22 protein-coding genes are annotated in these 26,105 nt (G+C 53.7%); 8 read left to right on the plus strand and 14 right to left on the minus strand.

The window, feature by feature from the left end:
- Positions 1-3: 3 nt before the first annotated feature.
- Positions 4-1,407 (plus strand): glycoside hydrolase family 1 protein, encoded by a 1,404-nt coding sequence (locus BMF08_RS02375; RefSeq protein ID WP_072569682.1) that lies wholly within the window; start codon positions 4-6, stop codon positions 1,405-1,407.
- Positions 1,394-2,722 (plus strand): PTS sugar transporter subunit IIC, encoded by a 1,329-nt coding sequence (locus tag BMF08_RS02380; protein ID WP_072569681.1) that lies wholly within the window; start codon positions 1,394-1,396, stop codon positions 2,720-2,722. Before BMF08_RS02375 ends, BMF08_RS02380 begins: the two co-directional genes overlap by 14 nt.
- A gap of 39 nt (positions 2,723-2,761) precedes the next feature.
- On the opposite strand, the gene BMF08_RS02385 is transcribed toward BMF08_RS02380, so the two are convergent.
- Complete coding sequence (locus BMF08_RS02385) at positions 2,762-3,982, minus strand: amino acid deaminase (protein ID WP_072569680.1); 1,221 nt, start codon at positions 3,980-3,982, stop codon at positions 2,762-2,764.
- 202 nt (positions 3,983-4,184) lie between these two features.
- On the opposite strand from BMF08_RS02385, the gene BMF08_RS02390 reads away from it, so the two are divergent.
- Entirely contained in the window at positions 4,185-5,639 is a 1,455-nt protein-coding gene (locus BMF08_RS02390) for an N-acyl-D-amino-acid deacylase family protein (protein WP_072569679.1), read from the plus strand.
- Positions 5,636-6,028: a RidA family protein gene (locus tag BMF08_RS02395; RefSeq protein WP_072569678.1), complete on the plus strand. Its 393-nt coding sequence runs from the start codon at positions 5,636-5,638 to the stop codon at positions 6,026-6,028. The genes BMF08_RS02390 and BMF08_RS02395 overlap by 4 nt, the downstream gene beginning before the upstream one ends.
- A 94-nt stretch (positions 6,029-6,122) precedes the next feature.
- Here the strand turns inward: BMF08_RS02395 and BMF08_RS02400 are convergent, their stop codons facing one another.
- From BMF08_RS02400 to BMF08_RS02435, 8 genes are all read right to left on the minus strand, one after another.
- The gene (locus BMF08_RS02400; protein WP_158684871.1) at positions 6,123-7,442 is read right to left on the minus strand and encodes a fimbrial protein; all 1,320 of its coding nucleotides are present in this window, start codon (positions 7,440-7,442) and stop codon (positions 6,123-6,125) included.
- A 64-nt stretch (positions 7,443-7,506) separates the two neighbouring features.
- Complete coding sequence (locus BMF08_RS02405) at positions 7,507-8,085, minus strand: fimbrial protein (RefSeq protein ID WP_072569676.1); 579 nt, start codon at positions 8,083-8,085, stop codon at positions 7,507-7,509.
- A gap of 75 nt (positions 8,086-8,160) precedes the next feature.
- A complete protein-coding gene (locus BMF08_RS02410; RefSeq protein WP_105310572.1) occupies positions 8,161-8,787 on the minus strand; it encodes a fimbrial protein in 627 nt (208 codons plus the stop codon).
- Positions 8,788-8,799: 12 nt separating this feature from the next.
- Positions 8,800-9,381 carry a hypothetical protein gene (locus tag BMF08_RS02415; protein ID WP_072569674.1) on the minus strand — a complete coding sequence of 194 codons (582 nt, stop codon included), beginning with the start codon at positions 9,379-9,381 and terminating at the stop codon, positions 8,800-8,802.
- Between the two features lie 23 nt (positions 9,382-9,404).
- Entirely contained in the window at positions 9,405-12,038 is a 2,634-nt protein-coding gene (locus BMF08_RS02420; protein WP_083580956.1) for a fimbria/pilus outer membrane usher protein, read from the minus strand.
- A gap of 35 nt (positions 12,039-12,073) precedes the next feature.
- The gene (locus BMF08_RS02425) at positions 12,074-12,781 is read right to left on the minus strand and encodes a fimbria/pilus periplasmic chaperone (RefSeq protein ID WP_072569672.1); all 708 of its coding nucleotides are present in this window, start codon (positions 12,779-12,781) and stop codon (positions 12,074-12,076) included.
- Positions 12,782-12,847: 66 nt separating this feature from the next.
- Complete coding sequence (locus BMF08_RS02430) at positions 12,848-13,462, minus strand: fimbrial protein (RefSeq protein WP_158684872.1); 615 nt, start codon at positions 13,460-13,462, stop codon at positions 12,848-12,850.
- A 583-nt stretch (positions 13,463-14,045) separates the two neighbouring features.
- Positions 14,046-14,909 (minus strand): MurR/RpiR family transcriptional regulator, encoded by an 864-nt coding sequence (locus BMF08_RS02435; protein WP_072569670.1) that lies wholly within the window; start codon positions 14,907-14,909, stop codon positions 14,046-14,048.
- 210 nt (positions 14,910-15,119) lie between these two features.
- Between BMF08_RS02435 and lysM the strand changes: the two genes are divergently transcribed.
- Together lysM and BMF08_RS02445 are read left to right on the plus strand one after the other, a co-directional pair.
- Entirely contained in the window at positions 15,120-15,563 is a 444-nt protein-coding gene (gene lysM / locus BMF08_RS02440) for a peptidoglycan-binding protein LysM (protein WP_072569669.1), read from the plus strand.
- A 187-nt stretch (positions 15,564-15,750) separates the two neighbouring features.
- Positions 15,751-16,920, plus strand: a complete 1,170-nt coding sequence (locus BMF08_RS02445; protein WP_072569668.1) for a DNA repair protein — start codon at positions 15,751-15,753, stop codon at positions 16,918-16,920.
- Here BMF08_RS02445 and BMF08_RS02450 read toward each other — a convergent pair whose 3' ends face one another.
- Positions 16,921-17,691, minus strand: a complete 771-nt coding sequence (locus BMF08_RS02450) for a siderophore-interacting protein (RefSeq protein ID WP_072569667.1) — start codon at positions 17,689-17,691, stop codon at positions 16,921-16,923. It lies immediately after the preceding gene.
- A gap of 118 nt (positions 17,692-17,809) precedes the next feature.
- Between BMF08_RS02450 and BMF08_RS02455 the strand changes: the two genes are divergently transcribed.
- The gene (locus BMF08_RS02455; RefSeq protein ID WP_072569666.1) at positions 17,810-18,316 is read left to right on the plus strand and encodes a PadR family transcriptional regulator; all 507 of its coding nucleotides are present in this window, start codon (positions 17,810-17,812) and stop codon (positions 18,314-18,316) included.
- Here BMF08_RS02455 and BMF08_RS02460 read toward each other — a convergent pair.
- Both BMF08_RS02460 and BMF08_RS02465 read right to left on the minus strand, forming a co-directional pair.
- A complete protein-coding gene (locus tag BMF08_RS02460) occupies positions 18,313-19,872 on the minus strand; it encodes a methyl-accepting chemotaxis protein (protein ID WP_072569665.1) in 1,560 nt (519 codons plus the stop codon). The genes BMF08_RS02455 and BMF08_RS02460 overlap by 4 nt on opposite strands.
- 311 nt (positions 19,873-20,183) lie before the next feature.
- Positions 20,184-21,704, minus strand: coding sequence for a methyl-accepting chemotaxis protein (locus BMF08_RS02465; protein WP_072569664.1), 1,521 nt, complete (start codon positions 21,702-21,704; stop codon positions 20,184-20,186).
- Between the two features lie 435 nt (positions 21,705-22,139).
- Between BMF08_RS02465 and ygjG the strand changes: the two genes are divergently transcribed.
- Positions 22,140-23,519: a putrescine aminotransferase gene (gene ygjG / locus BMF08_RS02470; RefSeq protein ID WP_199775944.1), complete on the plus strand. Its 1,380-nt coding sequence runs from the start codon at positions 22,140-22,142 to the stop codon at positions 23,517-23,519.
- Positions 23,520-23,564: 45 nt separating this feature from the next.
- Here the strand turns inward: ygjG and BMF08_RS02475 are convergent, their stop codons facing one another.
- Both BMF08_RS02475 and BMF08_RS02480 read right to left on the minus strand, forming a co-directional pair.
- Positions 23,565-24,620 carry a glycoside hydrolase family 130 protein gene (locus BMF08_RS02475; protein ID WP_072569663.1) on the minus strand — a complete coding sequence of 352 codons (1,056 nt, stop codon included), beginning with the start codon at positions 24,618-24,620 and terminating at the stop codon, positions 23,565-23,567.
- Complete coding sequence (locus BMF08_RS02480) at positions 24,604-26,097, minus strand: alpha-amylase family glycosyl hydrolase (protein ID WP_072569662.1); 1,494 nt, start codon at positions 26,095-26,097, stop codon at positions 24,604-24,606. Before BMF08_RS02480 ends, BMF08_RS02475 begins: the two co-directional genes overlap by 17 nt.
- Between the last annotated feature and the right edge of the window lie 8 nt (positions 26,098-26,105).

A 26,105-nucleotide genomic window follows, 5' to 3' on the forward strand; every position in this document is an offset into this window, starting at 1 on the left:
CCCATGAAATACCGCTTTCCTGATAAATTCTGGTGGGGCACGGCGACCAGCGCCACCCAGTCCGAAGGGCGCTTACCCGGCGACCGCAAAGGCGACAATATCTGGGATTATGCCTCGCATTACTATAACGAGCGTTTTTATAACGGCGTCACCGCCGACGATACCTCCGGGTTTTATCAGCACTGGCGGGACGATATTCAGCGCGCGAAAGATATTGGCCTCAACTCCTTTCGCACCTCTATTTCCTGGTCACGATTAATACCTGACGGGGATGGCGACATTAATCCCCTCGCGGTTGAGTTCTATAACCAGGTTATTAATGAACTCATTGACCAGGGCATTGAGCCCTTTATTAATCTTTATCACTTCGATATGCCAATGGCATTGCAGGAAAAAGGCGGTTTTGAAAATCGTGATGTAGTGGAGGCCTTCGCCCGTTACGCCGACATCTGCTATCAGCTGTTTGGCGATCGGGTGCGCTACTGGTTTACTTTTAATGAGCCCCTTATTCCGGCAGAAGCGGGTTATCTTCATCCCCGCCATTATCCTTACGTCAGCGATTTTCGTCGCGCAGCCCAGGTGCTGCACCATATCGTTATTGCCCACTGCAAAGCGGTGGCGGCCTGGCGTAAAAGAAATCTGCCGGGAAAAATTGGCATTATTATGGATGTCATTCCGGTGTATCCCCGCAGCGACAGCCCGGACGATCGGCAGGCGGCGGTGATGGCGGATCTGTTTTATACCCGCAGTATTAACGAGCCGATATTACTGGGCCGCTATCCGCCGGAATTGCTCGCCATCCTCAACGAACACAATCAGCTCCCCGTGGCTTTACCGGGCGATAGCGAATTAATTGCGGCGACGCGTATCGATCTGCTGGGAATTAATTATTATCGCCCGCGTCGGGTAAAAGCCCGCGAAACGCCCCTTGCCGAAGCGCAGGATTTTGTCCCTGAACGCTTCTTTGAGGAATACATCATGCCAGGCCGCCGGATGAATACTTCCCGCGGCATCGAAATCTATCCTCCCGCGCTGTATGACATCGCAATGCTGATAAAGGATCGCTACGGCAATATTCCGTGGTTCGTCTCGGAAAATGGAATCGGCATCATGGACGAAGAGCAGTTTATGGTGAATGGCGAAGTGCAGGACGATTACCGCATTGCCTTTCTTGAGGAACATCTTACCTGGCTGCATAAGGCCATTGCCGACGGAAGCCAGTGTCTCGGCTATCACATGTGGACCTTTATCGACTGCTGGTCCTGGCAGAATGCCTATAAAAACCGCTACGGCTTTTATCGTCTGGATTTAGCCAGCGGGCAGCGCTCGCTGAAAAAGTCAGGCCGCTGGTTCCGCACGGTAATTGAAAATAATGGCTTTGAGGAGAGTGACCATGTCGGCTTTTGATACTCTGGCAGAAAAGTTATTACCGCTGGCGAACGCCATTGGTAATCAGCGGCATATGCAGGCGATCCGCAACGGGCTTATTTCCATTCTGCCGCTGACCATTGTCGGCTCATTCTTTGTGATTTTGCTGAATATCCCCATCAAGGGCTATATGGATTTTGTCGCGCCCTGGCGCGATATGCTGGATGTTCCGTTTCGTTTTACCGTCGGGCTGATGTCGCTCTATGCCGCCTTTACCATCGGCTCTTTCCTGGGAAAAAGTTATAAGCTCAACGATATTACCAGCGGTCTGCTGGCGATGCTGGCGACCATCCTGATGATCGTGCCGGTCAATATTAAACAGGGGGTCACCGTCGCCGGGGATGCGGTTACCGGACGGTATATTCCATTAAGTTCGCTCAGCTCTCAGGGGCTGTTCGGGGCGATTATCTCATCGCTGATCGCCATTGAGATTTACCGTTTTATTAAAGTGCGCAATATCGAAATCAAAATGCCCGCCGGGGTGCCGCCGGTGGTGGCGAGTTCATTCTCTGCACTATTCCCGACGCTTGCCGTGGTGCTGGTATTCTGGATCCCACGGCACTTTTTTAATATCGATATTAACGCCATCATCAGCTATCTCATTATGCCGCTGAAAGGCTTTATGACCGGCACGAATCTGTTTGGCGGCATCGTCACGCAGTTTATGATCGACCTGTTCTGGGTGCTGGGTATTCATGGTCATGCGGTGATGGGGCCGCTGATCCGCCCGCTGTGGGATCAGGCCATTGTGCAGAATATGGAGCTGTTCCAGTCCGGCGTCAGTGCTTATGACCTGCCGAATATTTTCACCGAGCAGTTCTTCCAGTGGTATGCGCAGATGGGCGGCACCGGTTCGACGCTGGCGCTGGTGGTGTTATTTATCCGCTCGCGGGTAATTTACCTGAAACAGCTGGGAAAAATTTCCTTCATTCCCGGCTTGTTTAATATCAATGAACCGATGATTTTTGGCGCGCCCATTGTGATGAACCCTCTGCTGGCCATTCCCTTTATCCTGGCGCCGATGGCAAACACGCTGGTGGTCTATCTCTGCACCATCAGCGGCCTGATCCCGCGCATGATGGTTAAACCGCCCTTTACCGTTCCGGCCCCGCTCGGGGCGCTGATCACCACGAACTGGAATTTAATCGCCTGCGGACTGGTGTTTGTCTGCTTCTTTATCTCCCTTGCCATCTACTACCCGTTCTTTAAGGTGTACGAGAAAAAGATGCTGGAAACCGAGCGCCATCAACAGGCGGAAGAAAAAGCCAGAGAAGCGGCGCAGGCCAGCAGCTAAGCGCATTTCCCCTCTCCCGGACGGGAGAGGGAACGCCTGTCAGAATTCGGTATCCAGTTCTTCCAGCACGTTGTACTCATCGTCCACCAGCAGCAGCGTTTTCCATTTATCGAACGTCAGGCACGGGTGCGAGGTACTGAACAGCAGAATATCCCCCACCTGCACCTCTGCGCCGGGCCGGAGTGTCAGCATGGCGTGCTGATCCATTATGCCGGTGGTTTCGATCAATGCTGAAGGATCAGCCAGCGCTTTACCCTGCCGGTAATGGGCGATCGGCTGCGGCAGTCCGGCGTCAAAGGCGCTGTCGCGCTTGCCGAAGTTGACGATAGCCCGCCCTGCTTCCGGTACCGACTGCACCATGGCCGCCAGCTCCATCGCACAGGTCAGATCGCCGCCCAGATCGCAGGCAACGCAGTCGCGCGCCATCAGCGCATGCTGCGCCTTGTGATAAATTCCACCATCATGGGTGATATAGCAGCCGGGCCGAATGGCGATGCGGCAGTCCGCCGGTTTTTTTGCCGCCAGCCAGACGTTACAGACCACGTCGTACCACACCGAGCCCGCGCCGGTGAGCAGGAATTCACCGTCGACATAGCGCTCCAGCTGGCAGGCCAGCGCCGCCGCCTCGCGCAGGAAAGCTTCCACCTGCGGCTGTGGATTATCGCCGTGCACCACGCCTTCATACAGCTCCAGCCCGCGCAAGCGCAGCCCCGGCAGATCCGCCACCGTAGCGGCCAACGCCAGCGCTTCATCCGCGGTACGGCAGCCGCAGCGGCCCCCCGGCACGCCCAGCTCAATCAGTACGTCCAGCGTCTGCTGCTGCGCGCTGAAAAACGCGGAAAGCACCTGCGCATTGGCCGCGCTGTCCACACAACACAGATAGTCCACATCCGGATAGGTGTTCTTCAACTGTGAGATCAGCGTCATGTTCGCCTTCCCCACCAGTTGATTCACCATCAGCACGCGCCTGATGCCGCTCGCCATGGCGATGCTGGCCTGCCACGCACTGCCGACGCCAATCGCCCAGGCGCCCGCCTGTTGTTGCCGCTGAAAGATCCACGGCGTCATGGTGGTTTTACCGTGAGGCGCAAGAGAAACGCCGCGCGCGTCGGCGTAATCCTGCATCCACTGAATATTGTTCTCCAGGGCGGTTTTTTTGATCAGCGCTGCGGGCAGGCAGACATCCTCATTCAGGACGTTGGCCGGGGTAAACATCAGGGCGGCTTTATGGGGTACGAGGTGTTCATTCTGGTATTTCATAACAACGCTCCTCAGGGGAATCAGTATCTTTCAGATCGGGTATCTTTTATAACTTACTGTAATTTAAACAAGTATTAATTTAAAACCACCGATAGTGAATAAAAGTATCATAAATTCATATGCGTTTTGTGTCATTTTCCACTGTTTTTATCCCTTGTAAATGGTTAACTTCAGCGCAGACCAAAAGGGGGGTGAGGATCACATGAAGTTCGACTATCTGTTCAGGAATGTCACGGTTATCGATGGATCAGGCGGCGCAGAGTACCGGGCGGATGTGGCGATCAAAGGCGATCGCATCGCAGAGATTGCGCCGGCTATCGAAGGCCACGCCGTGCGGGAAATCGACGGCAGCGAGCGCGTACTGGCGCCGGGATTTATCGATGTCCACACCCATGACGACATCAATGTTATCCGCATGCCTGCTTATTTACCGAAAATCAGCCAGGGCGTGACCACGGTGATCGTCGGCAACTGCGGGATCAGCGCCGCCTGCGCGACCATGCACGGCGAAGTACCCGATCCAATGAACCTGCTCGGCGAGGCGCAGCAGTTTGTCTTCCCGACGGTGGACGCCTACGCGCAGGCGATTGCGCAGGCGCGCCCGGCGATTAACGTCGGCACGCTGATCGGCCACACCGCCCTGCGCAACAATCATATGGACGATCTGTTCCGCGCGGCCACGGCGGAGGAAATCGCCGGTATGCGCGCGCAGCTCAAAGAGGCGCTGTCGCAGGGCGCGCTGGGCCTCAGCACCGGGCTGGCCTACGCCAGCGCCTTCCAGTCCACCACTGAAGAAGTGATGGCGCTGGCGGAGGAGCTGGCGGCGGAAAACGGCATCTATACCACTCATCTGCGTTCGGAATTTGAACCCATTCTGGAGGCGCTGGACGAGGCGTTTCGTATCGGTCGCCACGGCAGGGTGCCGGTGGTGGTGTCGCACCATAAATGCGCCGGGGCAAAAAACTGGGGGCGCACTGTGGAGACGCTGAAGCTGTTCGACACCGTGCGCCAGCAGCAGGAGGTTGCCTGTGACTGCTACCCCTACTCCGCCTCCTCGTCCACGCTGGACATGAAGCAGATCACCGACGAGTTCGACATCATCATCACCTGGTCTGAACCGCATCCGGAGGTGGCCGGGCAGTCGCTTAAGCAGATCGCCGAAAGCTGGTCGATGTCGCTGCATGACGCGGGCAAATTACTGATGCCTGCCGGGGCCATTTACTACAACATGGACGAGCAGGATGTGCGCCGCGTGCTGCGCTATCCGGTGACCATGATAGGCTCTGACGGTCTGCCGAACGATCCGATGCCGCATCCGCGTTTATGGGGCGCCTTCCCCCGCGTGCTCGGCCATTACAGCCGCGACGAAAAGCTGTTCCCGCTCACCGTGGCGGTGCACAAGATGACCGGCCTGTCGGCGGCCCGTTTCCGGCTGCCCGAACGTGGGCTGGTCAAACGCGGCTATTATGCGGATCTGGTATTGTTCGATCCGGCCACCGTGCGGGATGTGGCCAGTTTCAGCGATCCCAAACAGCCCGCCGCCGGTATTGAAGCGGTGATGGTGAATGGGGTAATGAGTTATGGTCAGGACCAGCAGGTCACTGGCCGCGCAGGGCGTTTTCTGCGCCGGGAAAAACCAAATAAGGAGCAAAAATGAGTATTAGACGTTATGGCGTCGGTGGCAGCACCGGCACGGGCGGGCAGCATTTGCCGTTTGCCAAAGCGGTGGAAGCGGCGGGCTGGCTGTATGTTTCCGGCCAGACGCCGATGAAAGACGGCGAAGTGGTGGAAGGCGGCATCATTGAGCAGTCCCGTCTGGCGATCCAGAACTGCGTGGACATCATGACCGAAGCCGGTTACACCCTGGCCGACGTGGTGCATGTGAAGGTTTTCCTGACGGATGCCCGCTACTTCCAGTCATTTAACAAAGTGTTCCGCGAATTCTTCGGCGAACACCCGCCCGCCCGCGTGTGCTGCGTGGCGGATCTGGTGGTGGATTGCAAAGTCGAAGTGGATGTGACCTGCTACCGGGCTGACCGGGGCTAAAGGTTCTGCTCCGTTGCAGGTCTTTTTTAGATTAATCCGGAGCAGATCCCTTCATAAACGTCAGCCCCGGCTGGAGCCGGGACTGACTGCGCTATCAAGGCATCTCAAAGGTCATCGTAGCCGATGCTTCATAGCCTCCTGCACCTGTTGGATTGACCCCTGTCCGGGCAGGGGTGGGATAAGAATAAAATGTCACCGTAGCCATATCGTTGTTAATTGTCGCCCTCAGGGGGGAGACACCATCCAGTTTCACCAGAGACTGGCCTGCGGCATCCTGAGTAATTTTAACGCCCAGGTCGTTAATGATGGTCCCCACCCCCTTCGCCAGCAAAATGCCCTTCGATGCGAGGTCAGCGTCAAAACTGTACCCTGCCCCCATCATTGTCGCCTGCACAATACCCGCCCCATCAGGAAAAGAATTATTGATATTGCCAGAACACTTCATTGACACCTTTGTTTCTTTAGGCGCATACCCTTCGGGTAAAGCACCTTGTGCTTTGCCCGCCAGCTTAGCTTCGGTAATATCCGCTAACACAACGTTCTTAGTGGTTTCAGTCACTTTACAGGTGTTTCTGAATATTAATGAACCATTCAGATAAAATCTGGATACGACGGCTTTTTTGGAATTCATTGTACAATTATTGGCCGCTATAAAAGCAGCGCTTTCGTCTCCACCAGTAGCAACCATACATACGCGACTAAAACTGACAGAACCTACGAAAATATTGTCAAAATTAATGGGATATAACGGGGTTTTGGGCATGTAAAAATACATTTTCACATCGCGGTTCGCGAATTGCGAACTTAATTCGTAATACAAATCTCGTACACAAATAAGAGTGACACTGAAGTTTCCCTGCGCGTTATTACATCCACTAAGATAACTATTCTGGAAAATGGTGTTAAAAAAGAAAGAGCCCCGATGTTGTCTAGATTGATTCTCTACGTCCTTCAGATCGACATAAGAATAAGCGTTCTTTACAGGCAAGAAGACTTTCTGTTCAAGCCGTACGTAAACAGGAAATCTCTCGCTGTCAGCCATTCTTAATTTATAATAAGTTTTACCATCAACAGTCCTGGTTTGAGTGGTATCAACATTGTTACTGTCATAGGACGCAGTCAAAAGTGGGGAACTGCTTGCCCAGCGCCAGGTTCCATTACCGCGGTCACCCCATAAAGAGCGTTGATTATATTCAATTCCCGTGGTAGGAGGAGGAAGTTGTTTCTCCTGCATAACTTTCACCCCCCCGCCCATATTCGGGATGGAAGCGCTATCGACATTGAACGTTGCCGCTATTGATAAATCGGATTGACCAGCAAAAGAGGCATCCATTATATATGTCGTCTGCAAAGCAGCCAGACAATGCCCGGTAAACAGATAAAGTAAAACAGGTAAAAACCATTTGAGTTTCATTTTCATCCTAGCCATTAGAATAAATATGATGTGCTTTTTTAGGCCGTTATTGTCATAAATTTGACTAGTCATAAAATGCACTCACTAACAATGTTGCAGAGATCTGCCCAGCGGTGACATCGGCCCCGGATTGTATATATTTAATGTAAAAATCACGCGGAATATCCAGCGGAGCGCTACTATTAACCGGATAGTTTAACACTCTGCTTTCTCCCGAAACCGTTAATACATTTTGATTATCACGCTGGTCATAGACCGCAAACCCAATGCCTTTGGCCCCACCCGGAAGTTGATTACTAAACGCTCCGGGGGCAACACGGCCCTGACCATCGAGGGTACTAAAGGAAAGTCGTATATCACTGACAACGGCAGGTGACAGATTGCAATTATTAATGATGAGCTGAAAATTTTGCTTATAGGCTGAGGTCATTCCGGGCTGCGTAAATTTATCGATCCCCACGGCCTCCATTATTAGCGTATCCCTGGGAAACGTTACTGTGCAGGAAGTGTTAATTAGCTCCCCACTAAACTGCAGCCCCATATTGGCTGCATCAACCTTATCATCCGCCATGGCTGAATGAGGAAAACCGCACATGCTCATTCCACAAATCAACAAGTATAATAATGATGCATTTTTTGTCATGGGTTCCTCCATCAACTTATAACGCTGTCCATGCTATCAATACGCGGAGCTTTAAACAGGCTCCGCGTATCTTAATTACAGATAGTCGATATTTATTGCGCCATCCGTTTTCAGCGTGGTGCCAGCATACCCAGAAATGGCCGCTGACGTCAGCTTAGCACTATCAATTGCCACTAATCCTGCATAGGTTGTCCATACATAACCGTTGGTGGCATCGCCCGTCGTGTTACCAGAGAAAGCCATACTCACGGTCGAGCCGTTGGTTGGCAGGGTATTCGTTTCCGAGGTGTCTTGATTAGTTTTAAAGAAGGCCACGCCTAACCCGGTCGCAGCTGGTGTCGCCGCAGAAGTGAACATTTTAAGCGACTTATTCTTATAATTTGTACCGTCAGTGTTATTTTTAGCGGAGGACAGACCCACAACAAACTTTGTTGATGCACCACATGCGGTAAATTTTACTTTAACTGGTTTATAGACTGTATTGGGTACCAGATAACCCCCATGGCTTGCCGAAGCCAGGACGTCACTACTCTTTACGTTACCAAAGTCGATATTAAAGCTGGTCGCATTAGTATCAAATTTCGCTGTGCAGGTTGGTAAAGTTAACGTTCCGGTAAAATTAAGTGTCAGGCTAGCGTCATTAAGAGCATGGGCGGCAAAAGGTGCCAAAAAAATTAAAGGTACCAGTACTTTTTTCATCATAATCATCCTTAATTATAAAAAGTCCATGTTAAGCGTTGCTGTTGAGTCCAGTGTTCCAGAACCAATTGTCATAATATCAGCCACTGCAGGGATCAGCGTGGCTTTAATATACAGGTTACCCGTTTTACCTTGTCCAAATGGCTCGAAATTGCCACCCAATCTGATTGATGGTGCCCCAACATAGAGCGGAACATAGTTACCACCCTCGGTTTTAACTTCCGTTTTATATGCTACCTTCACCGCCACATTAGCTGGGCGGAGGTAGTCATGTGTGGTATCGCCATTGATTTTAACTTTATTTGATGACGACAGGGAAATGTTCATTCCCGACGTTCCCACACAATCTGAGATGACAATTTTCTTTTCAACTGATTTATTTTGCGCTTCAATCTCTGCTGGTGTGACGGTATTAAAGGCAAAAGGAACGCTCGTGGCGGACTGATTATCCACTTTAAACGTACAGGTACCTTTTTCAATATATGCCTGAGCAGTTACATCCAGCGTACTCGTTGCGGCCATCGCCTGATGTCCGAACCCCATAACTCCAGCCATAACAGTAAGCACCCTTACTGTCTGTTTATTGTTTAAAAACATATAGCTCTCCTTTTCTATAATAACTAATCACAATTAATATTATCGACTGATAACGTATCTGTTCGTAACTTAATATCGTCCCTGGTAGGTAACTGGTAATTAAAAGAACACTGTTCACTCATATCTTCACCCCATTTGACAGTTAAACGCCCTTTTTCAGCAATGCCACGGGTGAATATTCGACTATTTTGTCCAGCGATACCTAACTGATTATTCGAATCATCGACCACCTCTGCCCCCAGCGGAATATTTTTGCCATTTTTCAACTTCAGGTGGAAAAATACCGAGCGACGATCGTCCGTGGCAAAGGGGACATAAATAACTGCTCCGGCACGCGGCACCACCCGGGTGGACGTCTCTTTTAATTCCGTATCCTGTTCCATTTTCGAGGGATCGATACTCACATCATTAAAACGATAGGGCGACAGGTTAGAGACATAGGCATAGCCGGCACTATTAATTCGCGACGCGTTATCCCCCATTGCACGCGCGCCCTTCGCACCTTTCGCCTCGATTAATGCAACAGGCGTGTCACCATTGATGGTGCGCCCGAGGGTTATTCCTCCCTTGTGGAGTAAAACGCCACCGCTGCCGCTCACCGACATCTGGCGGCTGTTCTCTGTATCGGCAGAAAGACTGGCCCCCCAGCTACCATAACGGGTATCCCACGAAGCATTCGCCCCGATATTCTCAATCTTATTCCCGTCATAGCCGTTCTGACGATAATTCGCATTGACGCCGTAGTTCAGACCCGCGTCCTGGTTATAACCTGAAGTCGAAGCCGATAAATTGCGGTCTCCCTTACTGCTACGGGTATAACTGGTGTTCAGATAATCAAACAGCGGCGATTTATCCTCGGCGCGATCGCCGAGCGGTACAGATAACGACAGATAGAGCTGATCGTCCTTCTCGTTATCGCCGGTGTAATAGCGGTTAACGGAAACGCTATAGCTGACCCGGCCCAGGGAGTTGCTGTATCCCAGTTGATAGCTTTTCTCTTTACGCCCTGAACGCCAGTACTCCGATAACATTGCTGAAGAATAAAACGAGCCCCATCCCGCTTCGAGGGTCTGGCTAACGTTAATCTGCACCTGTGATTTAAGCCGATCGTCCATGTCCTGCCAGTCGGTATTCGACAGATAATCTGCCGCCTCACCCAGCGTGAAGAAATCTTTTGTCGAATAACGATAAGCCGCGATATTAAAACTGGTATTCGTCGGAGTAATATAGCTGTTGTATTTAATCCCCAGACTCTGCCCTTTCCGGCTGCCGTCTTCTGCTGACAAATGCGACTGAGTCAAATCTAAAGAAACTGCGCCAACCGGCGTATTCAGCGCCACCCCGCCAATAACGGAGTAGTAGTCCGACATATATTCAGCACCAGTATACAATGACAGATAGTTATTCAGACCGTATTGCCAGGTACCCTGGCCGACCACCGGTTTATCGCTACTGCTCGCGCCGTCATATTCCCCCACCGCCAGCGTGTACAGGCTGACGCCCGGGTAAAGCAATTGCCCACCGCCGTTGTATGGGATAATTAGCTGACGCGTCCGGCCATCCGCTTCCTGGATCGTGACGTCAAGCTGTTCGCTGGAGCTGATCGGATTATAGTTATCGATCGAAAACGCCCCGGGCGGCACGGTAGTTTCTAATATTTTAGTGCCTGCCTGACTGACGATAATTTTCGCATTCGACTCCGCGACCCCACGAATAACCGGGCGGAAGCTGTTCAGAGAGTCGGGCAACATGCGCGTGTCGCTGCTCAGCGTCACGCCGCGTAATGGAAACGCATCAAAAAATGTGCTGCTGCTGTATATCTCACCTACCCGCAACTGAGATTTAAGCGGTGCAACATCATGCTCCGCGTACAGGTTTGAACTGTCAAACGTGGTGCCACTCTCTTTTGCGTAGTTCGCATCGCCACGGACACGGACACGCCACCCCAGTAAATTCAGACCGCCATCCAGGCCCATCCAACCGCTGTCGGACTCAACGCCGCTATAGCTCGAGCGATAATAACTGGTGTTATAGCTGACAAAGGCCGCGTTGATGCCATCGTCCCAGAGCGTATCCGGCACTTCATCAGGGCGGGTTGCCCGTTCCATCGCTTGTGGAATAGTCAGAATAAAACGCTGATCGTTAATATCCATTTTCCAGCTGGCTTGTGGTATCAGCGTCTTCAGCGAAACGCAGTTTTCTTCTTCCATGCCAGAGACATTAATTGCGCCAATATCAATGCCAAGCTTAGCCAGTTCTTTCAGGCGAAAGCAGGGCAGCGCTCTTAACGGATCTTGCGGGTTATCATCAAATTGAATTTCAAATTTCCCCATTTCCCGCTCGTTAAGTACAACCGAAACATTATACTTCCCGGCAGTGACAGGGTTTCCTTTGGAAAAACGGCTTACATCAATTGGGGAATTTGATAAAAAGATGTTATTGAATTCCACCTCTTCATCTTCAGTTCCCGCTATTTCACTTTCTTTACTTTCACCCTCTTGCTGCGCATTCGAATTTTCTACTGATGATGCAGGTGAGAGACTATTTTGCTCAACTGTTTCCGTTTCCGCAGCGAAAACTCCTCCGGCAACATTCATTAAAATGAATGCGCCAGCAATACGTGATAAACGAAAACGTTCGCTAACTAACATATCCATAGAAAAAACCTGAACAATCCATTGTAATTGAAATATTATTTGATAACAGCAGTACCCTCTACATCATTACCATAATCAGAAATATAGCTATAGGCCAGGCTGGCTCCCGCAGAAGGTTTAAATGCTTTGTTATCAAACTCGAATTTTTCCGTTGCAAAAGGCGCAACCATTCCTGACTTCGCCATATTATTACCGACTTTCATCATGTTGAACGTCACATAATAAGGGGAGTTGTTTTTTGCAATTAACGCACCATTTTCAGCACGCCATTCAACTTTCGCCGCCGCGTCTTGTGGTTTGACGGTTAACGCCTCTGGACGATAGAACATCTTAATACGGGTACGGAATGCCAGCTGTAATTTGTTGCTCGCTTGTGCCTCGCCTTTTGCTTTTGGCGGAACTTCCAGCACGTTTAAATAGTAGATGCTTTCACGATCTTTGGGAAAATTGGCGGCCATTTTGGAAATACGTAACGTCTGCCCTTTTTTCGCATCAATGCGTGAGACCGGCGGTGTGATCATAAAAGGCAGATCAATATTTTCCGGCGATTCGGTCGCACGGCCATCATCCAGCCATGACTGCACCAGTAGCGGACGCGTGCCCTCGTTAGTCAGGCGAACGTTAACTTCTTTGGCCGCTTCTTTATAGACCACTCGAGTGGTATTAATGACAACATCTGCCCATGCTGATGCGCTCACGGCCAGCATCGCTGCCACAATTGTAGCTAAATATTTAACTGACATTTAATTTATTGCTCTCTGAAAAAACAAGGCGGCAATAAGACTTACCGCCTTAGATTTAGTAAATAATTACAAATAAACGACGCTGAAAGTGGCTACCGTTTCGATATCACCGGCGGTGACATCTTCTGCTTTAGCAGCCGTCTGAACGTAGCGAGTTTCGAAACTGTAGGTCTGCGCACCTGAATTGGTGTCTTTATAATCTGCAGTATCATCCAGGCCGTTCAAATCCATCATCAGATCGCTGCCATTAATTTTAGTGAAACCGATCTGGATGCCTTTCGCGGCAACATCCATGGTATTCACAGAATTCAGCAGGCTATTTGTATAGGTGCTGGTGCCCGCATCCGCATAGCCAGTAGAATCAAAACTGACCGCAACTTTAGTTTTCCCCTGAGGCAGGACGCAGCTTTCCAGAGTAATATTTACGGTACGCATATCACGAGATGCTTTATAAGTCGTGCCTTTAGCGGACTTAACATCTTTATTCAGATCGACGGCAGCAACCGGATCGATATTCAACAATGTAGAAGACGGCGCGCCGTTGATTGCTACTGTGCAAGTTTTATTAATGACTTCACCGGTAATACGAATTTGGCCATCAGCAGCCATCGCATTTACTGTCCCCAAACCACCAGCAACCAGCACAGCAATCTGAGCCATCTTAATAACTGAATGTCGCATAATTCATAACTCCATTATATGTTAGTTCACATACACTTCCGTGCATTATGTCGGGTATACAAAAGCACAACGCTTCACTGCACTGATAAAATGAGATGCTTATTGTGCCTGGAGGGGATTATTAGATGAAGCTATCGTTATTGCAATATTAGAAATGATGATTGCTCGATAGGACGAGTGATATTATTTATATGATATAGTTTATTTTAGTTCAAATCAACACAAGCAATGGCCGCAAAAATGCTGGAAAAACAACATATTAAAACAAAAGATTAGAAAAATTGATGAAATTAAAAGTTCTCTACAAAAAGAGCCAGCCGCGTGTTTTTAGGAATATATTTAGGTAATCATTACTTCCGTTAATATATTCATAAAACAAATACCATCGCTGTATTTATTATCCTGACAGTTAATATTCATTTGCATTAGTTATTAATTGCATTATTTATTTTGACGTGCTGCCACAACCCGTTTTATACAGGAAAGTAATAGTCCAAAGACGATCAGGCCTTTCAGGAAGACTGCTGCACCGCATCAATGTCCCACCATTACTTGGTGGAATATTACACAATCGGCTGGTGGGTTAATCCCCCAGCGGTTGCCGATCCGCGCCGCCGCGATGGCTGTCCAGCGCCAGCTTAATTCTGCGCAAGCGGTCTTTCGCCTGGCTTTTGTTAGCCATCGCTAATTCTGTCGCCAGCACGTCGATCATCGCCAGCATGGCGTAGCGCGATGTGCTCGGCTTAAAGATGTAGTCGTTTTCACGCACAATCAGCGGCAGCACCAGGTCCGCCAGCTGCGCCAGCGGCGTCGCTTCCGGCGTGATGGCGATTACCTTCGCGCCATACTGTCTGGCGATGCCCGCGCTTTCCACCACCTCCGGCGTAAAGCCGCCCAGCGACAGCGCGATCACCACGTCACCAGGCGACACCGAGGCCGCCATCATGCGCACCAGCAGCCCGTCATTCTGACTCACCACCGGCAGGCCAAGGCGAAACAGACGGAACTGGAGTTCCTGCGCGCAGATGGTGGAGCCGCCCCCCATACCGAACGCCAGGATCTGCCGCGCCCCGCTCAGCCAGCCCACCGCTTTATTCAGCGAGGCCGCATCCAGCGCGCGACGGTTCATCTCCAGCACGTTAATGATGGTGCCGTAAATTCCCTGCACGCCTTCCAGATCCGGCACGTCGATAATAAAACGCTGGCCGACCGCCAGCGACTGCGCCAGTTTCACCTTCAGTTCACGCACATCTTTGCAGCCAATAGCGCGGGCGAAACGGGTGATCGACGCCTGGCTGGTACTGGTCAGACGCGCCATCTCCGCGATCGGCAGCGTGGCGGCAGACTGTACGTCATCCAGAATAAACTGCGCGATACGCTTTTCAGTGGTGGTGAGTTCCACGAAGCGGTCGGTGATACAAGAGATGATGTCGATGGAATAACCCATAGCGTGTTCCTGAATATGAGCCATCGGGACAGACGCCGCCATCCGTTCTGGTACTTGCACATAAAATGATGGGTACTTTGTATCATAGCCGCACGACGGCGCACTATTTTTTAGCGCGCCCCAGGTCGCAAGTCTGCTTTCTTTAACCAAAACTGGCACTTTCTGCCGCCTTTGCCAGGATTAAAAGGTCTTTTGAACTGGAGAGAAACCATGGGTTTATTTGATTTTGTGAAAGATGCAGGCGAAAAGTTATGGGATTCACTGAAAGGCAACGACAGCGATCACGGCACTAAGCTTGAAGAGCATCTCAAAAAAACAGGTGTTCCCGGGGCCGATAAAGTCAGCGTCAAGGTGGAAAACGGCAAGGCCGTGGTCACCGGTGATGGCCTGACCCAGGAGCAGAAAGAAAAAATCCAGGTCGCCGTAGGTAACGTGGCGGGGATTGGCAGCGTGGAGAATAACGTCTCAGTGACCGACTCCGCCGCCGAAGCCACCTACTACACCGTGAAATCCGGCGACACCCTGAGCGCCATTTCCAAACAGGTGTATGGCGATCCTAACAAGTACAACCAAATCTTCGAAGCGAACAAACCGATGCTGAGCCATCCGGACAAAATTTATCCGGGCCAGGTGCTCATTATTCCGAAGCAATAAGGGTTGTCAGCAAAACCCACTGCGGTGGGTTTTGTTTTCTGCAGGAAAACTCCCCGCCAGGCCTGTCACCCGCCGCAAACCCGCCTAATGCCCCTCGCACCATTTATCAGACCTGTGTATGATTTCCGGTAGCTCTGCTGATAACTAACCTTAACTCAAATACTTAAGCGCTAAAGCGAAAGGCATCATGAGCACACCCATCAAACGACTTGAAATCATCAAAAATGCCATAGAACTGGAAGATGACGACATCATTGTCAGTCAGCTCGCACGGCTGAAAAATGAAGCGTTCAATGATGAGCTGCTGGCGATTGTCGCGGCGCTTGAGGAAAAGAATTACACCGCCGCCATGACGGCGATCACCGCCTGGTTGCAAAGCCAGCGCGCGGTGACCCAGTGGCGGGATCCGCAGGTGGCGGCCAGCAAGCTGGAACTCAAAGCGCTGGAGGAGCGGCTGCGCGATCTGATCGACCGCCGCAATGCCCGCGTTCAGCAGTTAGATGAATTTAATGACCTTTATCTGAACCGTCTCGGGCCGCTGATGACGCAGATCCTTCAGCTGCGTAAAAATCTGGCGGAACTGAACCTGCGCCGCCAGCTGGCGGAGCGGCAGCGTCGGGAAGAGGACTACCGCCGCTGCCAGCAGTATATGGCGCAGGCGCTGGACGTGCTGGCGATGCTCACAAAACGCTGGCGCGAGCTGCCCGCCGATTCGGTGCAATCTGTCGAGGCGCGCAAACAGCTCCAGCAGCAAAGCGATCTGATCGCCAATCTGCTGGCGGAAGCGCAGGAGCTGGAAACCGGCTTAACGCGGGAAGAAGAGCCCGCGCGTCAGGCCTGTGACGAGGCAAACGACGAGTACGAAAAATACCGCGAGCAGCAGCACGACGCCGAGATCCGTTTCCGAAAAGGCCGCCAGCTGTCAGAAGAAGATCAAAGCGAACTGAAACGGCTGTGGCGTCAGGCCAGTAAACTCTGTCACCCGGATCTGGTGGCAGATGAACTGAAAGATGAAGCCAACGCCATGATGGTGCAGCTTAATCAGGCGAAACACCGCGGCGACGTCAAAGCCATTCGCTCGCTGGTGGCGCGTCTGCATCAGGGCTTTGAGCCGATGATGGCCAGCGACCGGCTGAACGATCTGGAACGTATCCGCAAAAAGATGGCGCAGGTACGTGAACAAATCGACACCCTGGTCGCCGAGCTGGCGGAGCTGGAAAAAGAGGAGTCCTGGCTGCTGGTGTCATCACTCAGCAATATGGACGCTTATTTTACCCAGCAGGAAAAAGCGCTCAGCGAAGTCCGCGCCGCGCTGGAGCGCCAGGTGAGCGAAGCGCAGCTCGACGCGGTCGCCTGATTATTTGGCGTGCCAGTAGGCTGCCGCCCGCATCAGTTGCGGATCAACCCCGCCGCCTTCGAACGGCTGGCTGACGTTTTTCACCACCTTCCCTTCCCCGGTGATCCACAGGTAATAGTCCTGCGCCGGGACGCGCACCTGCGCCAGCCGTTGCGCCAGTACGTCCTCGTTATGACCGATAATCCATTCGATATTGAAGCCGTCCAGATGCGCCAGATAATCCTTATACGCCTCATCGCCAATAGTCACGATGGCGGTGACTTCCGGACGCGCCGGGGTTTTGCTGATGGCTTCCAGACGGCGGCGCAGCGCGGGCATCCCGGACTCATCGCAGACGTAAAGCTGCCAGGCGTAATCCTCCGGCACCACCAGCGAACCGCGCGGGCCGCCGATGGTCAGGGTGTCGCCTTCCCGCGCCTCCAGCGCCCAGCTGCTGGCCACGCCGCCGTCATGGATAAAGAAATCCAGCGCCAGTTCGTGACGTTCTGCGTCATACAGCGGCGTATAGTCACGGGCCGCCGGGCGTGGGCCGTCCGGCCAGACGATACCGTCTTCGGTGACCGTGGGCGGCACCACTTTTTGCCCCGGCTGCGGGAAAAAGACTTTGGTGTGATCGTCAAACCCCTGCGAACTGAAGCCCGCCAGTTCGTCGCCGCCCAGCACAATGCGCTGAAAACCTGCGCTGATACGTTCAACTCGTAATACTGTCAGTTCACGAAAGCGCAGTTCATTGCGCACGCGCTGCGGGTAACGCTGATGTGATGTGGTCATTATTTAGCCTTCGTCACGTTAAAAACGATATATCTGATTTGGTTTTTAAATGATAATGATTGCTAATTAGCAGGAACGCAAGCAAAATTAGATATATCTAATTCAGAGGGATTATGCGATGAGGCATCCACAGGATCACGGTCATCACGAGCACGGCAGCCGCCGTCCGCGCTTTTTCGGGCATGGCGATCTGCGGCTGGTCATTCTGGATCTGCTGTCCCGCAACGCCAGCCACGGTTACGAGCTGATCAAGGCCATTGAACAGCTTACCCTCGGGCATTACACGCCAAGCCCCGGGGTGATCTATCCGACGCTGGATTTTTTACAGGAACAGGCGCTTATCGCGATCGGGGAAGACGGCGGACGGAAAAAGATTGCTATCACCGCAGCCGGAACGCAGTGGCTGGCGGAAAACGCTGAACAGCTCGGTCAGATCCAGGCGCGGATCAAAGCCCGCAGCGTCGGCTATCTGCTGCGTCAGGATCCGCAGATGAAACGCGCGCTGGATAACTTTAAAGCCGTGCTGGATCGGAAAGTGAATCAGGAAAACGTCAGCGCCGCACAGCGGGAACAGATCATCGCGGTGATCGACCGTGCGGCGCTGGAGATTTCACAGCTGGATTAAGCCGTCGCCTCCCGGCGCACGCGGAACACGCTGACCAGACCTTTCAGGTGCGACGCCTGATCGCTGAGCGACGCGGCGGCGGCCACAGACTCTTCCACCAGGCTGGCGTTCTGCTGGGTGGTGGAGTCAATCAGGCCAATGGCGCTGTTGATCTGCGAAATGCCTTCCGTCTGTTCACGGCTGGCGTGGCCAATCTGGCGCAGAATGGTGTCCATCTCTTCCACATTGCTGACCATACCGTTAATCAGCCCACCCGCTTTTTCCACCAGCGCCATGCCGTCGCGGGCCTGGGCGGTGGAGCTTTCGATCAGATGGCGGATCTCACTGGCGGAAGACGCCGTTTTGCCCGCCAGCTGGCGTACTTCCCCTGCCACTACGGCAAAGCCACGTCCGTGCTCACCGGCGCGCGCCGCTTCCACCGCCGCATTGAGCGCCAGAATATTGGTCTGGAAGGCGATGGAATCGATCAGGTTGATGATGTCGGACATGCGGTCAGAAGTGTCGTTGATGACGCGCATTTTCTCGGTCACCTGCTTCATCATCTGGCCGTTGTTTTTCACCACCGTCGCCGCTTCGGCAGAGAGCTGCGTCGCTTCGGTGGTGTGTTCGCTGGTGTTTTTCACCGTGGCAGTGATCTGCTCCATAGAGGCGGCGGTCTGTTCAACGGAACTGGCCTGCTCTTCGGTGCGGGCAGCCAGATCCTGGTTACCGGCCACAATCTGCGCGGCGGCGCTGGAGATGTTCTCCGAGCCGTTCTGCACTTCCTGCACAATCTCATACAGGCGTGTTTTCATCGCCACCAGCGCGCTGAGCAGCACGCCGGTTTCATCCCGGTGTTTTACGTCAATATGCTGAGTCAGATCGCCGCCAGCAATGGCTTCGGCAAACTGCACCGCCTGTACCAGCGGACGGGTGATGGCGCGTACAATAAACAGCCCCATCAGGCTGCCAGCGCCAATACTGATCAACGCCAGCAGGATCAGCAGGGTGCGGTTGGATTTAAAATCATGCTCCACCAGCTTTCCGGCGCTGCGCATATTGTTGTCCTGAACGGCAATCAACTCCTGCACTTTGGCTTTGTAGGCACGCTGTACCGGCAGAGTGTTGTTCATCATCTCTTCCACCGCCGCGTGAGTATCTTTATTTTTCACCGCCTCGAGAATACGGAAACGCGAATCCAGATACTGCTGGCGTATCTGGCGCAGTTCACTCAGGATGCGCTGCGACTCGCGATCGCGCAGGGCGCTGCTGAGGTCGTCGAGCAACACGGTAATGTTGCCGCTAATGGCGGTCAGATGCTTCTGCGATTCGGCGCTCCACTTCCCGTCCGTATCCAGCACCATCAGCTGCTGGGTGCTGACAAACTCCTGAAAATTCTCAATCAACTGATTGGCCTTCACGGTCGTGGGATAGTCACGATTAACAATGTCCTGCATCCCATTGTTGGCACGATTCAGACTGAACAGCGACAGACCGGAACTCACCACCATCAACACAATAAAAATTCCGAACGCCAGAAATAATTTTGTGCCGATCTTAACATCATGTAAGAACATATTTTTTCCCTGGTTGTAAATGGCTACGCACAGGAAACGTTATCGGTAACGGCTTCGCTAACTTTATGAGTTTGATCGGTTTTTTATTTATCACCGCACGAAAAGAATATTCTCCGACAGGTTGCTGTTATTCGAAAAATAGCCTAATGAAGATCCGTAAATAAGATATATTTCGATCAAAAAGCATTCGGCTTTTAATATAAAATTAACAATATTTAAATATATAATTTACATGAGGCTAACAGGAGGGAAGACCATCAGGGGATAAAAAACCGCTTCTCTGCGGGCAGAAAAGCGGTGAGGGGAATGACTTAATGAAGGACGGTGACGGCCTCTTCCAGACGGCTGGCGCGCTGTTTGACCATCGCTGATACCTGGGCGCTCACTTCCACCAGCCCGGCATTTTTCTGCGTGATGGTATCCAGCTCCGCCACGGCGCGCGTCAGATCCGACAGCCCGGCCGCCTGCTCAGAGGTGGAGTGGCTGATCTGCGCAATCAGCTGCGTGACGTTCTGCACCTGTTCGACAATGTTATCCATGGTGGCGCCTGCGGCGTGTACCTGCTGCGAGCCGGACTGCACCTTACTGGCGCTGGCATCAATCAGCTTGCGAATATCGTTGGCGGCGCTGGCGCTGCGGCTGGCAAGGTGACGCACCTCCCCGGCCACCACGGCAAAACCTTTGCCCTGCTCCCCTGCGCGCGCTGCCTCCACGGCGGCGTTCAGCGCCAGGATATTGGTCTGGAAGGCGATGTCGTTAATCAGCGAGGTGATAGAGCCGATACGCTGGGTGCTGTCGGCGATCTCATCCATGGTTTTCACCACCGTGTCCATTGCCCGCCCGCCGTGGCTGGCGGCGTTACTGGCTTCGATGGAGAGCTTATCCGCCGCCGCTGCGGTGGCGGAGTTATTCTGCACCGAGGCGGCCATCTGCCCCATGGTGGTCACCGTCTGCTGTACGTTTACTACCGTCTGGCGCGTACGTTCATTAAGATCGTCATTACCTTTCGCCAGGGTTTCGCTGCCGTCGCGCACTTCTGTCGCCTGGTGCGCCACGTCGTTAATCAGCCAGCGGCACATCAGGCCAAGCTGGCCAACGGATCGCAGGATCAGCCCCAGCTCGTCGCTGCGGTTAAGGTGCTGCACGCTGTTGCGCTCGCCGGTTGCCACCTTCAGCGCCTGCTGCGCAACCTTTTCCACCGGACGCACAATCTGCGCCTCAAAAATGCCGCAGCCGATGAGCAAGATCAGCGCGGCCGCCAGCTGCACCGCCCAGCCGGCATGCAGCAAGGCCATGGCCGCCGCCAGCACCAGCCACAGCCCGGCCATCACGCTGCGCACCCGCCAGCGCAGCGGCATCGCGGGCAGACGCCCCAGCCAGCCTTTGCGTACCACCAGACCGGTATCCACACGCTTGTTGCAGCGCCCTTCGTTCAGCGCCTTGTACAGCGGCGTGACGGCGGCGATCTCCTCCGGCGTGGCGCGGGAGCGGATCGACATATAGCCGGTGACTTTGCCGTTGCGCACCATCGGCACGGCGTTGGCGCGCACCCAGTAGTGATCGCCGTTTTTGCGGCGGTTTTTCACGATGCCGCTCCAGGGCTCGCCGCGTTTCAGGGTGGCCCACATATCCGCAAACGCGGCTTTTGGCATATCCGGGTGACGAACAAGATTATGTGGCTGGCCGATCAGCTCATCTAACTCATAGCCGCTGACCTGCACAAAGGTGTCATTCGCATGAGTGATGTAACTGTTAAGATCGGTGGTGGACATCAGGGTGGTGTCATCATCGAGTAAATACTCGTGCTGACTGACCCAGGGTTGAGCAGGCATGAAAGCGTCCTTTGCAGAGTTATCTGGCTGTTAATTTTTCTGGCAAATGTTATTTCGGCGCTAATGAGTTTATCTTTAGTTGTTAAATTTGATTTAGATCGCAAATCGCACTAAAACCCTGTTAATTTCATGCCATGCAGGTCATTGATTTTCTAATATTTTCATCAAGAAACTACTTCTACTCCCTTTTTGCCTGTGCCCTATAAAGAGGCAAAATCTGCACTATATCTGCGCAATATCGGCGAAAGTACAGCCAAAGACCGCTTTTTACCGCCGCAGGAAAAGAGTTTAATCGCCCCGCCGGACGATTAAATTTTGCGCGATCGCGGTTCCACCTGGTGTTTATCCCGATTTTCAGCGCACCTGCTGAAGTGGCGTAATCCCTGCAATAATTATTTTGTGTATCGCGTGATACGCCACTCCCAGGAGCTCATTTTGAACAGGTTACCTTCCAGCGCATCGGCTCTTGCCTGTAGCGCACATGCCCTTAACATTATTGAGAAGGCCACGCTTTCTCATGACGAAATGAAAGATCTGAATCGCGAGGTGATTGAATATTTTAAAGAGCACGTCAATCCGGGGTTTTTAGAGTATCGAAAATCTGTCACCGCAGGCGGGGATTACGGAGCCGTAGAGTGGCAAGCGGGAAGTCTGAATACGCTTGTCGACACCCAGGGACAGGAGTTTTTAGATTGCCTGGGTGGCTTTGGTATTTTTAACGTGGGGCACCGTAATCCAGTCGTTGTTTCCGCCGTACAGCATCAGCTCGCCAAACAACCCCTTCACAGCCAGGAATTACTTGATCCACTGCGGGCGATGCTCGCCAAAACCCTCGCCGCGCTGGCGCCGGGAAAACTGAAATACAGCTTCTTCTGTAACAGCGGCACCGAATCCGTTGAGGCGGCGCTGAAACTGGCGAAAGCGTATCAGTCCCCGCGCGGTAAATTTACCTTTGTCGCCACCAGCGGCGCGTTCCACGGTAAATCGCTGGGCGCGCTGTCGGCCACGGCGAAATCCGCCTTCCGCAAACCCTTTATGCCGCTGCTGCCGGGCTTCCGCCACGTGCCGTTCGGCGACATCGAGGCCATGCGCACGCTGCTGTCGGAATGCCACAAAACCGGCGATGACGTGGCGGCGGTGATCCTTGAACCCATCCAGGGCGAAGGGGGTGTGATCCTGCCGCCGGTCGGCTATCTGCCTGCGGTGCGTAAGCTGTGCGATGAGTTCGGCGCGCTGCTGATCTTCGACGAAGTGCAGACCGGTATGGGACGCACGGGCAAAATGTTTGCCTGCGAGCACGAAAATGTCCATCCGGATATTCTCTGTCTCGCCAAAGCGCTGGGCGGCGGCGTGATGCCGATTGGCGCCACCATCGCCACCGAAGAAGTCTTCTCCGTGCTGTTTGATAATCCCTTCCTGCACACCACCACCTTCGGCGGCAACCCGCTGGCCTGTGCCGCGGCGCTGGCGACCATTAACGTGCTGCTGGAAGAGAACTTACCGGCGCAGGCAGAGCAGAAAGGCGACATGCTGCTGGACGGCTTCCGTCTGCTGGCGCGTGAATACCCGGATCTGGTGCAGGACGTGCGCGGCAAAGGCATGCTGATGGCCATTGAGTTTGTGGATAACGAGACGGGCTATAACTTTGCCAGCGAGATGTTCCGCCAGCATGTACTGGTGGCCGGGACGCTGAACAATTCGAAAACCATTCGTATTGAACCACCGCTGACGCTACAGATTGATCAGTGCGAGCAGGTGCTGAAAGCCGCCGGTGCGGCGCTGGCTGCGCTGCGGGTAGGCGTGGCGGAGGCGTGAGATTTGCCCCCTCACCCGGCTATACCAGCGGGGTGAGGGAAACATTCACACCCCCAGATGCTGCCACAGCGCATCCAGCGGCAGCGTCGCCAGCGCAATACACTCATCGGCTGCGCCGTACCAGATGTGCAGCGTCTCATCTCTGATCAACGCCCCGCAGGTAAAGACCACGTTGCCGAAAAATCCTTCCCGCTCATAGGGGGCCACCGGCTCCAGCAGCGGCACCGGGGATTTGGCGAGGATCTTCAGCGGATCGTCCGTATCCAGCAGTAACGCCCCCAGGCAGTAGCGCTGGTTTTCATCCACGCCGTGATAAATTTCCAGCCAGCCGCGATCGGTTTTCAGCAGCGGCGCGCCGCCGCCGGATTTGCGCGCGTCCCACGCATCGCCGGAACGCCCGAGCAGATGCCGGTGGTTGCCCCAGTGCAGCATATCCGGCGATTCGCAGATCCAGATCTCCGGCAGGCCAAAATGACAGGGCGCCGGGCGGGTCAGCGCCATGTACTTGCCGCCCACCTTTTCCGGAAAGAAACAGACGTCGCGGTTGTCCGGGCAGAAAATCAGCCCTTTTTTCTCCACCGTCACAAAATCGCGGGTGATTGCCAGCGCCGTGGTGATGCCGAGCGGTGAAATCGCCGAATAGTTGATATACCAGACGTCGTCGATGCGGGTGATGCGCGCATCTTCGCAGCCAAACTGTTCGCACTGGCTGTCGGCGAGGATAAACGGCTGAGGGCCGACGCTAAAATTCACGCCGTCGCGGCTGCGCGCCAGCCGTAAATGGGACATGGAGGTGAGCCAGATCTGCGACGGATCGCTTTTTTGTACGATCAGCCGTGGATCGCTGAAGTCGTAGCGCGGATCCGCGCGATCGAACGCCCGCGTCGCCGCCACCCACGCCCCGCCCTGCTGCTCAAGCAGCGGCACGACGATCTTGTTTGCATCGTTACATTTCACGCTCTCCGCCACGCGCACCAGCAGCAACACTTCGCCGTGATACTCCGTCACCCCGGCGTTAAATACGCACTCGACTTTCATCTCCGGTGAAGACGGCACCACGTCAGCCGGCGTGATAAGCGGATTTTTACTGTGCCTTTCCATAACCTCTCCTTTTGATCACAAACTGATTTTTCCCAAGCCAGGGGGCGTTATCGCCGTAGAGCACCTCGCCTGCCACCGCGTGCCACGGATTACGCACCGGCGCGCCAAAATTAATCGCCACCCACACCTGCTCGTCCGCCGTGATGCGGGAAAACCAGATGCAGGCATCCGTTAACGCCAGGCGGGTATACGCACCGTGGCGCAGTACCGGGATGTGGTTACGCAGGGCTATCAGCTCGCGATAATCCTTCCACAGCGCGTCTTTTTCGCCCCAGGGCAGCGGCGCACGGGAGGCGTCGCGGGTGTGCGTCAGTGCGATTGCCAGCGCCTCGTCTGCGGTTTTGCCCGCCGCCAGCGCGGTCTGGTAATGCGTTCTGCCCTGCACGTCGCTGATGTCTGCAAGGCATTGCGGCCGATAATCGGTCAGGCCGAACTCTTCTCCCTGGTAGATAAAGGGCACGCCGCGGGCGGTGAGTTGCAGCGCCAGCACGGCGCGGGCGCGGTCAGTATCGCGTTCGTTTTCCCCAAAGCGGCTGATCATGCGCGACATATCGTGGCTGGAAAAAAACAGCGTCGGCAGGCCCGGCTGCTGCTCATTCATGGCGGTTAAGGCGGCGAAAATCGCCGCCGCGCTGAAGGTTTTCTGGCTGCCGAGATTGAAGTTAAACACCACGTCCAGCAGATCCGCGGCCTGATAGCGGCGCAGCACCGCCAGATCCTCGCTGCCGATTTCGCCGATCAGAAACAGATCGCCTCTGGCGCGGGCATACGCCATCAGGCGGCGCAGCACGGCCATGAGTCCCGGCTGGTTCACATCGTGCCGGTGTTCCTGTTCGCCTGCGCTTTCCAGGTTATCCGCGCCGATGCCGTCGGTAGTGAGAAAGTTGATCACATCGAAGCGAAAACCATCCACGCCAGCTGCCAGCCAGAAATCCATCACCCGGTAGATCTCCTGCTCCACCTGCGGATTCTGCCAGTTGAGATCCACCTGCTGCGGGGCGAATTTATGGTAATAAAACTGCCCGGTATCCGGCTCCGGCATCCAGGCGCTGCCGGAAAAAAACGACTGCCAGTTGTTGGGCTGGTCGGTAAAAATAAAATAATCCCGGTAACGGCTGGCGGGATTATTCCAGGCATCGACAAACCACGGGTGCTGTGAGGAGACATGGTTGAGCACCAGATCGATCACCACGCGCATCCCCCGCCCATGACAGGCCGCCACAACGTTCCTGAAATCCTCAAACTGCCCGAAGCGCGGATCCACCGCGCAGTAGTCGCTGATGTCATAGCCGTTATCCACCAGCGGCGACGGGTAGAACGGCGTGATCCAGATCCCGCCGATCCCTAACTCATGCAGATAGTCGATCTTCTGCGCAAGGCCGATAAAATCCCCCCGCCCGTCGCCGTTGCCGTCGCAAAACGCGGGCAGATAAATTTGATAAAACACGCACTCCTGCCACCAGCGCACCGGTTCCATCCGGCCCT

The organism is Enterobacter sp. SA187 (assembly GCF_001888805.2).
Taxonomy (GTDB): Bacteria; Pseudomonadota; Gammaproteobacteria; order Enterobacterales; family Enterobacteriaceae; genus Enterobacter_D.